This window comes from Sphingopyxis macrogoltabida (assembly GCF_001314325.1).
Taxonomy (GTDB): Bacteria; Pseudomonadota; Alphaproteobacteria; order Sphingomonadales; family Sphingomonadaceae; genus Sphingopyxis; species Sphingopyxis macrogoltabida.
Window position 1 is genome coordinate 202627 of the sequence record NZ_CP009429.1, and the last position, 11530, is coordinate 214156.

Annotated in this window: 18 protein-coding genes; 17 read left to right on the forward strand and 1 reads right to left on the reverse strand. The window is 70.1% G+C overall.

Going from position 1 to position 11530, the window contains the following annotated elements:
- Nucleotides 1-87: 87 nt before the first annotated feature.
- The 9 genes from LH19_RS00990 (at nucleotide 88) to gp17 (ending at nucleotide 6086) form a co-directional block, all read left to right on the forward strand.
- Nucleotides 88-1194 (forward strand): phage portal protein, encoded by a 1107-nt coding sequence (locus tag LH19_RS00990; RefSeq protein ID WP_054724135.1) that lies wholly within the window; start codon nucleotides 88-90, stop codon nucleotides 1192-1194.
- Between the two features lie 15 nt (nucleotides 1195-1209).
- On the forward strand, nucleotides 1210-1518 hold the full coding sequence (locus LH19_RS00995) for a DUF6127 family protein (RefSeq protein ID WP_054724137.1): 309 nt from the start codon (nucleotides 1210-1212) through the stop codon (nucleotides 1516-1518).
- Complete coding sequence (locus LH19_RS01000) at nucleotides 1515-1943, forward strand: HK97 family phage prohead protease (protein ID WP_054724139.1); 429 nt, start codon at nucleotides 1515-1517, stop codon at nucleotides 1941-1943. Before LH19_RS00995 ends, LH19_RS01000 begins: the two co-directional genes overlap by 4 nt.
- Nucleotides 1944-1948: 5 nt before the next feature.
- Complete coding sequence (locus LH19_RS01005) at nucleotides 1949-3088, forward strand: phage major capsid protein (protein ID WP_082395364.1); 1140 nt, start codon at nucleotides 1949-1951, stop codon at nucleotides 3086-3088.
- A gap of 246 nt (nucleotides 3089-3334) precedes the next feature.
- Complete coding sequence (locus tag LH19_RS01010; protein ID WP_054724141.1) at nucleotides 3335-4693, forward strand: tail fiber domain-containing protein; 1359 nt, start codon at nucleotides 3335-3337, stop codon at nucleotides 4691-4693.
- Complete coding sequence (locus LH19_RS28330; RefSeq protein ID WP_156343989.1) at nucleotides 4690-4854, forward strand: hypothetical protein; 165 nt, start codon at nucleotides 4690-4692, stop codon at nucleotides 4852-4854. The genes LH19_RS01010 and LH19_RS28330 overlap by 4 nt, the downstream gene beginning before the upstream one ends.
- A gap of 16 nt (nucleotides 4855-4870) precedes the next feature.
- The gene (locus LH19_RS01015; RefSeq protein ID WP_054724143.1) at nucleotides 4871-5152 is read left to right on the forward strand and encodes a phage fiber-tail adaptor protein; all 282 of its coding nucleotides are present in this window, start codon (nucleotides 4871-4873) and stop codon (nucleotides 5150-5152) included.
- Entirely contained in the window at nucleotides 5152-5697 is a 546-nt protein-coding gene (locus LH19_RS01020; protein ID WP_054724146.1) for a head-tail connector protein, read from the forward strand. The genes LH19_RS01015 and LH19_RS01020 overlap by 1 nt, the downstream gene beginning before the upstream one ends.
- Nucleotides 5694-6086, forward strand: coding sequence for a tail completion protein gp17 (gp17, locus tag LH19_RS01025; RefSeq protein ID WP_054724148.1), 393 nt, complete (start codon nucleotides 5694-5696; stop codon nucleotides 6084-6086). Before LH19_RS01020 ends, gp17 begins: the two co-directional genes overlap by 4 nt.
- A gap of 3 nt (nucleotides 6087-6089) precedes the next feature.
- On the opposite strand, the gene LH19_RS01030 is transcribed toward gp17, so the two are convergent.
- Entirely contained in the window at nucleotides 6090-6425 is a 336-nt protein-coding gene (locus LH19_RS01030; protein ID WP_054724150.1) for a hypothetical protein, read from the reverse strand.
- A gap of 47 nt (nucleotides 6426-6472) precedes the next feature.
- Between LH19_RS01030 and LH19_RS01035 the strand changes: the two genes are divergently transcribed.
- Genes LH19_RS01035 through LH19_RS29285 form a run of 8 tightly spaced genes read left to right on the forward strand, consistent with a single transcriptional unit; the run spans nucleotide 6473 to nucleotide 11505 of the window.
- Nucleotides 6473-6880 (forward strand): phage major tail protein, TP901-1 family, encoded by a 408-nt coding sequence (locus LH19_RS01035; protein ID WP_054724152.1) that lies wholly within the window; start codon nucleotides 6473-6475, stop codon nucleotides 6878-6880.
- Complete coding sequence (locus tag LH19_RS01040) at nucleotides 6877-7188, forward strand: gene transfer agent family protein (protein ID WP_054724154.1); 312 nt, start codon at nucleotides 6877-6879, stop codon at nucleotides 7186-7188. The genes LH19_RS01035 and LH19_RS01040 overlap by 4 nt, the downstream gene beginning before the upstream one ends.
- A 1-nt stretch (nucleotide 7189) precedes the next feature.
- Nucleotides 7190-7393, forward strand: coding sequence for a phage tail assembly chaperone (locus LH19_RS01045; protein ID WP_054724155.1), 204 nt, complete (start codon nucleotides 7190-7192; stop codon nucleotides 7391-7393).
- Nucleotides 7386-7958: a hypothetical protein gene (locus tag LH19_RS01050; RefSeq protein ID WP_054724158.1), complete on the forward strand. Its 573-nt coding sequence runs from the start codon at nucleotides 7386-7388 to the stop codon at nucleotides 7956-7958. The genes LH19_RS01045 and LH19_RS01050 overlap by 8 nt, the downstream gene beginning before the upstream one ends.
- Nucleotides 7958-10291, forward strand: coding sequence for a DUF2460 domain-containing protein (locus tag LH19_RS01055; RefSeq protein ID WP_054724160.1), 2334 nt, complete (start codon nucleotides 7958-7960; stop codon nucleotides 10289-10291). Before LH19_RS01050 ends, LH19_RS01055 begins: the two co-directional genes overlap by 1 nt.
- Nucleotides 10285-11109 (forward strand): DUF2163 domain-containing protein, encoded by an 825-nt coding sequence (locus LH19_RS01060; protein WP_054724162.1) that lies wholly within the window; start codon nucleotides 10285-10287, stop codon nucleotides 11107-11109. The genes LH19_RS01055 and LH19_RS01060 overlap by 7 nt, the downstream gene beginning before the upstream one ends.
- Nucleotides 11102-11362 (forward strand): NlpC/P60 family protein, encoded by a 261-nt coding sequence (locus LH19_RS29280; protein WP_234716044.1) that lies wholly within the window; start codon nucleotides 11102-11104, stop codon nucleotides 11360-11362. Before LH19_RS01060 ends, LH19_RS29280 begins: the two co-directional genes overlap by 8 nt.
- Nucleotides 11353-11505, forward strand: a complete 153-nt coding sequence (locus LH19_RS29285) for a hypothetical protein (RefSeq protein ID WP_234716045.1) — start codon at nucleotides 11353-11355, stop codon at nucleotides 11503-11505. Before LH19_RS29280 ends, LH19_RS29285 begins: the two co-directional genes overlap by 10 nt.
- Nucleotides 11506-11530: the final 25 nt, after the last annotated feature.

The following is an 11530-nucleotide window of genomic DNA, read 5'->3' on the forward strand; positions in this document are numbered from 1 at the left end:
CCACCCGTTGGTCTCGCGCCAAGGGGATAGGCGGGAATCCGGCTCTTCCTAATTTCGCACATCTTCAGAACGAGGTCGGAGAACATCATGAACTGGTTTGGCCGCAAGGCCGCGCAGGGGGCTGCGCGGCCCGCTTTGTCGCGGGTGTATGGGAGCTGGAGTGCTCCGGCGCCGCTGACGTGGGAGGCGCAGGTGCGTGAGGGCTATTTGTCCAACGCCATCGTGCAGCGCGCGGTGCGGCTGGTTGCCGAGGCGGCGGGGTCGGCGCCGGTGGCGGCGGACGATCCGGCGCTGCTGGCGCTCGTTTCCGCGACGTCGGGCGGGCAGGGGCTCATCGAGACGCTGGCGTCGCAACTGCTGCTGCACGGCAATGGCTATGTGCAGATCCTGACCGACGGCGCGGGGGCGCCGGCCGAGCTGTTTGCGCTCCGGCCCGAGCGGGTGACGGTCGAGGCCGACGCGCGCGGGTGGCCGGTCGCCTATCGCTATAAGGCGGGCGGGTCGGCGGCGGTGCTGCCCGCCGAGGACGGTGCGGGGCGGACCGCGGTGGTGCATGTGAAGGCGCTGCATCCGCTCGACGATCATTATGGTGCGGGGTGCCTCGGTGCCGCGGCGGGGGCGATCGCGGCGCATAATGCAGCGGCGAAGTGGAATGCGGCGCTGCTGGAGAATGCGGCGCGGCCGTCGGGGGCGCTGGTGCACGATCCGGGCGACAAGGGCATGCCGCTGTCGGCCGAGCAGGTCGACCGGCTGCGCGAGGAACTGGCCGAGAGCTTCGCGGGCGGGGCGAATGCGGGGCGGCCGCTGTTGCTCGAAGGCGGGCTGAAGTGGCAGGCGCTGTCGCTGTCGCCGGCGGAGATGGATTTCCTGGCGCTGAAGGATTCGAGCGCGCGCGAGATTGCGATGGCGTTCGGGGTGCCGCCGATGCTGCTCGGGCTGCCCGGCGATGCGACCTATGCCAATTATCGCGAGGCCAGCCGCGCGCTGTGGCGGCTGACCGTGCTGCCGCTGTGCACGAAGATATTGGGGGCGATTTCGCAGGGGCTGGCGGAGTGGTTCGACGGCGCCGGGCTGCGCGTCGACCTCGACCGGGTGCCGGCGCTCGTCGAGGACCGGATGGCGCTGTGGCGCGAGGTGTCGGCGGCGGACTGGCTGACCGCGGACGAAAAGAAGGCGCTGCTGGGCGTCGACTAGCCGGAGACAAGCGACATGGATGAAGAAGAGGCGCTGGCGCGGCTGATCGCGCTGGCGGGGACGAATGCGCCCGATGCGGCGCTGTTGCGCGCGGTGGTCGAGGAAGCGAGCGAGCTGGGCGCGCGGCGGGCATTGGCAAGGCTCGGCCTCGCCGACGAAGCGGCGCGCGACGATGTCAGCGACCTCAGGCAACTGCTCGGCGCGTGGCGCGATGCGAAGAAGAGCGCCTGGGCGGCGGCGGTCGACTGGGCGGTGCGCGGGATGCTGGCGCTGCTGGTCGTCGGGCTGGCGATGAAGCTGGGACTGCCGGGGCTGCTCAAATGAGCGCGGTGGCGGAACGAGGCCTCCCGCAAGCGCGGGGCGAGGTGCGGTTCGCGGGCTACGCGTCGGTGTTCGACCGCGTCGATCGCGGCGGAGACATTGTGCGCGCGGGGGCCTTTGCGGCGAGTTTGCGCGAGCGGCGCGCAGTGCCGCTGCTCTGGCAGCACCGGCCGGGGGCGGTGGTCGGGGTGATCGAGACATTGGCCGAGGATGCGCGCGGGCTGCGCGTCGTGGCGCGGGTGACGCATCCGACGGCGGCGAAGCTCGTCGAGCGCGGCGCGCTGACCGGCCTCAGCTTTGGATATCGGGTGCGCGCGGCGCGTGGGGAGGGGCCGCGCGAGCTGCTGGCGCTCGACCTTGCGGAGGTGAGCCTGGTGGCGGCGCCGATGCAGCCGCTGGCGCGGGTGATTCAGGTGGTGAAGGAGTGACAAGTATGGACGATATGGAAGTGAAGGCGGACGCACTCGAAGGGGTGTTCGATGCGGTGCTGGCGGCCGAGGCGGTCGACGATCTGAAAGCGTCGGTCGCGGCGCTGAAAGCACAGGTCGATGCGCAGACGGTCGCGGCGTCGCGGTTGCCGCTCGACGGGGCGAAGGCGGCCGATCCGGCGCGTGACGCCTTCGTCGAGCGCTATCTGCGGCGCGGGATCGATAGCGGGGTCGAGATGAAGAGCCTGTCGGGGGCAACCGTTGGCGACGGCGGCTATGCGGTGCCGCGTGAGATCGACGGGAGCATTGCCGCGACCTTGAAGGCGCTGTCGCCGATCCGGTCGATCGCGACCGTCGTGCAGACCGGGACCAGCGGCTATCGCAAGCTGGTCGCGACGGGATCGTTCGGCGCGGGCTGGGTCGGCGAGACCGCGGCGCGGCCCGAGACCGCGACGCGCAGCTTTGCCGAGATCGCGCCGCCGTCGGGCGAGCTTTATGCCAATCCGGCGGCGAGCCAGGCGATGCTCGACGATGCGATGTTCGACGTCGAGGACTGGCTGGCCGAGCAGCTCGGCCGCGAGTTCGCGGTGGCCGAGGGCAGCGCGTTCGTGAACGGCAACGGCACCAACCGGCCGAAGGGCTTCCTGACCTATACGGCGACGAACGAGGTCGACAGCGTGCGCGCTTTCGGGTCGCTGCAGTATCTCGCGACCGGGACGGCGGGCGCCTTTCCGGCATCGAACCCGCAGGACAAGCTGGTCGAGCTGGTCCATTCGCTGAAGGCGCCGTACCGGCAGGGCGCGTGCTGGGTGATGAATTCGGACACGCTGTCGCGCATCCGCAAGTTCAAGACCAGCGACGGCGCTTTCGTGTGGCAGCCGGGGATGGTCGAGGGGCAGGCGGCGAGCCTGCTCGGCTATCCGGTGGTCGAGGCCGAGGACATGCCCGACGTCGGGGCGAACAGCCTGTCGGTCGCGTTCGGCAACTTCGCCGCCGGCTATCTGATCGCCGATCGCGGCGAGACGCGCATCCTGCGCGACCCGTTCAGCAACAAGCCTTTTGTGCATTTCTATGCAACCAAAAGGGTGGGCGGTGCGATCATCGATTCGCAGGCCATCAAATTGCTGAAGTTCGCCGCCAGCTAAGCAGCGCTGGTGCGCGATGGGCGCCCGGCCCTGGGTTCCCTTCCCTTTCGGGTCAGGGCCGGGCGTCAACCGTTCGACATTCCGCCCATACCGGCCTGCAAATGCCGATCCCCCGCGCTTCCGGTGCTCACGTACAGACGTACGCTGCGCTCCGGGTCACGTGAGATCGCCATTTTCGGCTCGGTCTGAACGAAATGTCGAACGGTTGAGCAACATCAACATTTTTCCGGAAAGGATGGCGCTGCCATGCCGACCCTTTTTTTCGCCGATCTGGTGCGCGAGCTGTGCCAGGAGGGCGGGACCGGGCCGCTGACGCCGACCGGCGCGGTGCCCGGCCATCGCCGCTTCGCCGGCAACGTACCGATCGACACGCCGTTTCACTATGCCATCGCGGGGGTCGTCCACGAAGGCCAGTGGGAGGCCGGGCTCGGCCGGATCGACACGAGCGGCCGGCTGGTCCGCGATACCGTCGCGGCGTCGTCGAACGGCGGCGCGCCTGTCGACTTTGAACCTGGTCTCAAGACATTGGCGCTGACCGTCGGGGCCGGCTGGTTCGCCGCGACGGACGCGGCCGACGCGACCCTCGGTGCCCTTGTTGCGGCGAAGCAGCCGCTGTCGACGGGGCATGAGACGGTGGCGACGGGGCTGGCGGACGATCTGCTGACGGTGCGGCGCGGCGGCGGCTGGGTGAATGTCCCGATGGCGTCGTTGACCTATAAGAATGCTGCGGGGGCCTACATCGTCGGCGGGCTGCTCGCTTGCGCAAACGGGACGGCGGCGGCGCCGTCGATCGCTTTCGGTGGCAGCCCCGCCACGGGCCTGTTCCGGGCCGGAAGCGACATCTTGGGCATGGCGACCGCAGGGGCCGAACGCGTCCGGATTGCCGCCAATGGCGATCTCGGCGTCGGGGCCAGCCCCGTTGCCAACGTCCGGCTGACGGTTCGTGCGGCGGATGCCGACGCGATGCAGACGGTCGCGCGCTTCCAGGTCACGAATCTTGCCGGAAACGATTCGCACTATCTTTTGCTCGGATCCGACCCGACGGCCAACATGGTGCAATTGACATCGACGGGCACAAATTTGGGCGGCTTCGTCTTTCATAACGGATCGGTCGAACGACTGCGGCTGTCGTCGGCGGGCGTGTTGCAGCCCGGCAGCGACAATGGGCAGACTTTGGGTGCCGCATCGTCCCGCTGGTCGGTCGTCTATGCCGGGACGGGGACGATCAACACGTCGGATATGCGCGACAAGACGTGGCGCGGCGGCGCCACCGGGGCCGAATTGCACGCGGCGCGGCGGATCGCGGCCGAGCTGGGGTTCTTTCAGTGGAACGACGCGATTGCCGAGAAGGGGGCGGCCGGTGCACGCCATCATTTCGGGCTGCGCGCGCAGGCGGTCTGGGCGATCATGGCCGACGAGGGACTGGTCGATCCGGTCGGCGCCGACGGCCGGCCGGGGGCGACCCCCTATGCCTTTCTTTGCTGGGACGAATGGGATGCGGATGGCGGGACGCAGACGCGCTTCGGCATCCGTCCCGACCAGCTCGCGCTGTTCCTGATCGCCGGGCAGGAAGCGCGGATCGCGGCGCTGGAGGCGGCGGCGTGACGGCGGGAAAGCCGCCGTCGGCGCAGGCGATCGGCGATGCCGGGCGGCGCGAATTGCCGGGCGAATGGGGCGGCGCGGCGCCCGACGCAGCGCGGCCGCCCGCCCGCCACCTCCAGCCCTGCGGCGTGGCGCGGCGGGTGATGGTGGTTCGCAAACCCTGACCAGAAAGGAGCGGACATGACGATGGTGGTGAAGGATCCGGGGGCACGGATCGATTTCGAGTTCGAATGGGCGGCCGCCTATCCCGACGGGCAGGCGGTGCTGGCGAGCGCATGGACGTGCGTGCCCGACGAGCCGGACGGCGTCGCGGTCGCGGCGGCGAGCCACGATCTGCTGAAATCGGTCGCGACGCTGACCGGCGGGATCGCCGGCCACGTCTATCGCGTGAGCAACCGGGTGACGATGAGCGACGGGCAGATCGACGAGCGGTCGCTGACCGTGAGGGTGGAGGAACGGTGATGACGACGAGCCTGGTACCGGGCGAGGCCCCGGTGAGCCTCGACGAGGCGCGCGGCTGGCTGCGGCTGGGCGCGAGCACCGACGATGCGGTGGTCGCGGGATTGATCCGCGCCGCAGCGAATATCTGCGAGAGCTTCGTCGGTCAGTGGCTGGTGATCCGCGAAGCCGAGGAGGTCGTGGCCGTCGCCGGTAGCAAGATCCGCCTGTCGGTGCGGCCGGTGGTCGCGGTCGAGGCCGTGACCTTGCTTCTCGCGGCGGGCGGCGAAAGCGAGGTCGCCGAAGCGGACCGGAGCCTCGGCCTGTCATCCGACGGGACCGGCTGGCTGTCGATCGCCGGGACGCGCGACGGCAACCGGGTGCGTGTCCGTTATCGCGCCGGCATGGCGGCCGACGTCAACGCCATTCCGGAGGCGATCCGCCATGGCATATTGCGCATGATGCAGCATCTCCACGCGGCGCGCGACGGCGACACCGGCGCGCCGCCGGCGATGATCGCGGCGCTGTGGCAGCCGTGGCGGCGGGTCGGGCTGGGGAGCGGCCGATGAGCGGGGCCGAGCAGGCGGTTCGGGTGCGGGCGCTGGATTTGCTGTCCGCCGATGCGGAGCTCGCGGGGCTGGTTCACGGGATTTTCGACGGTACGCCGCCGCGCGTGAGCGCGCCCTATGTTTCGGTCGCGGCGGCCGAAGGAAGCGACTGGGGCACCAAGGATCGTGCCGGGCGCGAGGTGCGGCTGACGCTGTTGCTCGCCGGCGCGGGCAGCGCGCCCGGCGATCGGGCGGCAGGGCGGATCGAGGCGGTCGTCGCGGCGTTGCGCGGAGCGGCCGGCGATTGGACCGTCGTTGGCGCGCGCGCGATCCGGACGCGCTTCAGCTTTGCCCGCGACGGCGGCTGGCGGCACGAAGTGGTGGTGCGTTGCCGCTGCCTTGCGGCGTGAGCATCACTCGCCGGGGCGCGAGTTGTTTTCCGAATAGTCCTTGAACTTGTCGACGAAGTTCGCGTGATAATCGTCGACCTGCATGTCGGCATTTTCCGCGGCATCGGCTTCCGAATCGCCGCCCGAACGGTTGAGTGCGATCACCGCGGTGCGAAAGGCGGCGCGTTCGGTTTCGCACACCGACTTGACCGACATTTCGAACTCGGCGGCGGTGATCTTGTCGTCGAGCCCCTTCTTCATCGCCGTGTTCAGACATTTGGTGAAAGCGACGCGCGTCGTGTCGACCGCGGCGGTCGGCGACGGCGCCATGGCGGCCAGAAGCAATGTCGTGAAAAGCATCCTGCGACTCCCCGTTTGCAGCGATTTTTCTGTGAGGAGATTAGACGATGGCAATTGAAAATGGGAGCGCTTTTCTGCTCAAGATCGGCGATGGCGGGGTGCCGCCCGCCTATGGCACCGTCGCGGGTCTGCGCACGACGCAGCTTTCGGTGAATGGCGAGGCGGTGAACGTCACGACCAAGGATTCGGGCGGCTGGCGCGAGCTGCTGTCGGGCGCCGGGGTGCGATCGGTTTCGGTGAGCGCGGCGGGGATCTTTACCGGGTCGGCGGCTGAGGTACGGCTGCGCGGCCATGCCTTGTCGGGCGCGATCGACGATTATCAACTGAGCTTCGAAAGCGGCGAGCGGATGCAGGGGCGCTTCCTGGTCACGCGGCTCGACTATGCCGGCGATTACAACGGCGAGCGCAATTATACGCTGAGCCTGGAATCGAGCGGGCCGGTGGTGAGCCTGTGAGCGGCGCGAACCCACTGCGCGGTGAGGCCGAACTGCGCGTCGGCGACGCGGTGCATGTGCTGCGCCCGAGCTTTGCCGCGCTGGTGGCGGCCGAGGACGAGCTGGGACCGCTGTTCACGCTGGTCGAGCGGGCCGCCGACGGCAAGCTGGCATTGGCTGAGCTGGCGTCGCTGTTCTGGCATTGCGTGCGCGACCGGCCCGAGGCGCTGACGCGCGAGCGGGTCGGCGAGGCGGTGGTCGCGCAGGGGCTGGCGGCGGTGACTCCGGCGCTGCGCGTGCTGCTCGGGCAGATATTGCAGGGGCGGTGAGGTGCAGGACGAACGGCTGGGCTCCGCCGCGCTGGCGCTCGCGGGGGTGATGGCGCGCGTCGGCGGTTGGCGGCCGGACGAGTTCTGGGCGGCGACGCCTGCCGATGTCCGCGCGGTACTGGCGGGGTGGGCCGAAGAGGATGCGGCGCCGGGGCTGGGCCGTGCCGCGCTGGCGGCGATGATGGAGGCATTTCCCGATGGATGAGATCGACGAGCTGGTGGTCGCGGTGCGCGCCGATACCGGTCTTTTCCGCCGCGACATCGCGGCGATGCGCGCCGAGCTCGACGGGCCGCTGGTCGCCGGCGCCGAGCAGGCCGGGCGGGCGATCGAAGGCGCGCCGTCGCGCGCGATCCGCACCGGCAAGCTGGGGTTCGAGGATCTGAAACGGCTGGTGCTGTCGGTGATGGCCGACGTCGCGCGGGTCGCGATTTCGAACGGCATCGGTGCGGCGATGGGCGGCGGGTCGGGCGGCGGCGGATTGCTGTCGCTCGGAAGCTCGATCGCGATGGCGCTGTTCGGGGCGCCGGGACGCGCGACGGGCGGGCCGGTGAGCGCGGGGCGCGCCTACAGGGTCGGCGAGCGCGGACCCGAGCTGTTCGTGCCGACCGCAAGCGGGCGGATCGAGGCGGCGGGCACGGGCGGGGTGCGCAACATCGCGATCACGGTGAATGTGCGCGGCGATGCCGGGAGCGAGCCGCAGCGGCTGGCGCAGACCGGGCGGCAACTGGCGCGCGCGGTGCGGCGCGCGGTCGCGCAGGGCGAAGACTGATGGGCTGGGCGCTGGTGGCGGCCGAGCCGCATCATAGGAAGGGCTGGCTGAAGCGCTTCGACCCGCGCTTCTGGACGGTCGATTTCGCGCGGCCGATGATGGCGAGCGTGACGAGCGATGCGCCGCGGGCGCTGCGCGTCGAGACGGTTTTCTATCGCAAGCAGGATCTGGCCGGGCTGATCTGGGAGGCCGAGGACCGCTGGGACCATCCGCTGCTCGCCTATGAGACGAAACGCGATTTCCGGCACACGCAGCTCCGCTTCCGCTGGCGGTCGGGCGGGATCAAGCCGCTCGACGCGCTGCACGGGCCGACGCTGACCATCGAGGGGCGCGATGCGGCGGGGAGCCCGCGCGCCTGGTATGTGCGGCTGTGGAACTATGCGACGGGGACGGCCGAGGATGCGCTGGTCAGCCTCGATTTCGACGATCTCGACGGCGGCTTCCTGCTGCCGGGCGAGGCGGACCCGGTGTGGGCGGGCGACATCGACCGGATGTTCGTTTCGCTGGTGCCGCCGGATTATGACGCGAGCGACGGCGTGCTCGCGGCGCCGGTCGAGGGCTGGGCCGAGATGAGCGAGATCGCCTGTGCGGGGTCGGGATCGGTGCTGGCGATTGGCGATGTCGTGCTGCCCGAACACGCCCTCGGCATCGCGGGCGGCTATGACGACAGCTATAACCTGACCCCGGCGCGGGTGGTGCGGCAGATCGTGCAACTGGGCTATCGCGGCGACGTCGTCCACTATGTCGGGATGAGTCATTATATGCGGCTCGAGGCGGCGAGCGGCGGTTTTTACGCGAGCCTGGCGGGCGGGGTGCTCAACGGACCGTGCGCGGCCTGGCATGCCGGTTATGCGAGCGCGTGCAAGGCGGCGGGGCTGGGGCTCATCTGGTCGCTGTCGTACGAATATTTCGATGCCTATTGCTGGGAGGACTGGAAGCAGCGGACGGCCGATGGATCGCCGGCGCTGACCGGCTGGGAGCCACCGGCGACCTTGCTGTCGCCGGCGAATGCCGCCGCGATGGGATATCTGCAACTTGTAGCGCGGGCGTTCGTCGCAATCGGCGCGGCGGCGGAGCTGCCGCTGAAATTCCAGGTCGGCGAACCCTGGTGGTGGACCGCGAGCGAAGGGCGGCTTTGCGCCTATGATGCCGCGACGACGGCGGCGCTGGGCAGCGCGAGCGTCGCGATCCCCGACGTGCGCGGGGTGCTCGATGCGGGGCAATTGGCGATGCTCGATGCGCTGGGCGTATTGTTGGCCGCGTCGACCGGCGCGCTCGTCGCGGCGGCGCGCGACGAGGCGGGGGTGGCGGGGCTGGTGAGCCATTTACTCGTCTTTCTGCCGACGGTGCTCGATGGCGAGGCGCCCGAGGTGCGGCGCGCCAATGTGCCGCCGGACTGGGCGGCGCCGGCGTTCGATGTGCTGCAGCTCGAGGATTATGACTGGGTCACCGCCGGGCGCGGCGGCGAGACGGCGGGTGCACGCGCGGTGATGGTCGCGCGGCTCGGCTATCCGGTCGACGAGCAGCATTATTTTTCGGGGTTCGTGCTGCTGCCCGAGCAGCGGGCGCAGTGGGGACCGATTGCGGACGCCGCCGACGCGGCACGGCGTGCCGGGGTGGCGCAGACCTTCGTCTGGGCGCTGCCGCAGGTGGCGCGCGACGGTTTCATAACATTCGACGGACAAGGCGACGGGGAGGGCGAGGTGCAGGCTTTTGATGCGGTGGATTTCCCGCTGGCGATCGGGCGCGAGGCGCTGGTGGTGACCGAATTTTCGACCCAGATCGTGAGTTCGCCGTCGGGGCATGAGCAGCGCGCGAGCGAATGGGCCGAGGCGCGGATGCGCTACGACGCGGGGCCGGGGGTGCGCTCGGAGGCCGATGTGCGGATCCTGACCGATTTCTTCCGCGCCCGGCGCGGCGCGGCGCGGGCGTTTCGTTTTCGCGATCCGTTCGACGGCAGTTCGGCGGCGAGCGGCGGTATGCCGACGGCGATCGACCAGTGGCTGGGGACCGGCGACGGCAGCCGGCGGCATTTCGCACTGGTCAAATATTATGGCAGCGACGATGCGATACAGACGCGCGCGATCCGCCTGCCGGTCGCGGGGAGCGTGCGGGTGTCGGTCGACGGGATGGAGACCGCGGCCTTTGCGTTGACCGACAGCGGCGAAGTGCTGCTCGATGCCGCGCCGGCGGACGGGGTGGCGGTGCGTGCGGGCTTCCTGTTCGACGTGCCGGTGCGCTTTGCCGAGGATCGGCTGGAGGTGAGCCGCGCGACGTTCCTTGCGGGCGAGATCGCGAATGTGCCGCTGGTCGAGGTGCGGGCGCCATGGTGATCGCGGCGGCACCCGACTGGCTGTGCGAGGAGCTGGTGACGCTGGCGTGGTGTTGGCGGCTGGCGCGGCGCGACGGAGTGGTGATCGGGCTGACCTCGCACGACCGCGACCTGGTGATCGACGGGATCGTCTATCGCGCGGCACCGGGTATGAAGCCGTCGGCGATCGAGACGAGCGACAGCCTCGACGCTGCGACGATGGATCTCGAAGGCGCCATCGCGAGCGAGGCGATCGCGGCGCGCGATCTCGACGCGGGGCGCTGGGACGGCGCCGAGCTCGTGCTGTTCGTGACCGACTGGACTGCGCCCGATGCGGCGCCGATCACCGTTGCACGCGGATCGCTGGGAGCGATCGAGCGGCGCGGCGCGGCTTTTGGCGCGGAATTGCAAGGGGTGACGCGGATGCTCGACCGGCCGGTGTGCCCGGCAACCTCGCCGAGTTGCCGGGCACACCTGGGTGACCGGGCGTGCCGCGTCGATCTGGCGCCGCTGACGCACAGGCGGCGGGTGATCGCGGTCGCGGGGCGGACGGTCACGCTCGACAGCGTGGCGGCGGGGGTAATGGCGTTCGGCGAATTGCTGTGGCTCGAGGGCGCGAATTGCGGATTGGCGAGCCCGGTGATCGGTGCCGAGGGCGCGGTGCTGCATCTCGCCGAGGCGCCGCCTCTGGCCGTGGCGCTGCCGGCCCGGGTGCGGCTGACCGAAGGGTGCGACAAGCAGCTTTCGACGTGCCGGACCCGTTTTGCCAATTCGGTCAATTTTCGCGGAGAAGCGCACCTTCCCGGTAATGATCTGCTGACGCGATACCCCGGTGGATGACGTTGGCCGGCGCGCCTTCGCTGCGGCGCGCGCGATGGTGGGGGTGCGGTTTCGGCCGCAGGGAAGCGACGCGCGGACGGGACTCGACTGTGTCGGGCTGGTGTGGGCGGCCTATGCCGCGGCGGGGCGGCGGCTTGTCCGGCCGCGCGATTATCCACTGCGCGGCTGGGCGCGGGCGCAGGTCGAGGCGGGGCTGACGGCTGCGGGATTCATGCCGGTCGGCGGGGCAGTCCGCGATGGCGTGTGGCGCTGATCGCGCTCGATGCCGGGCAATTTCACCTCGGGCTGATCGGTACGGATCGGCTGGTGCATGCGCATGCGGGGCTGCGGCGGGTGGTGGAAACGCCGTTCGATGCCTGGGGCGATATGGACCGGTGGCGGCTGCCGCTGGATTGAAAAGCCCCGTGCTCCCGCCTGCGCG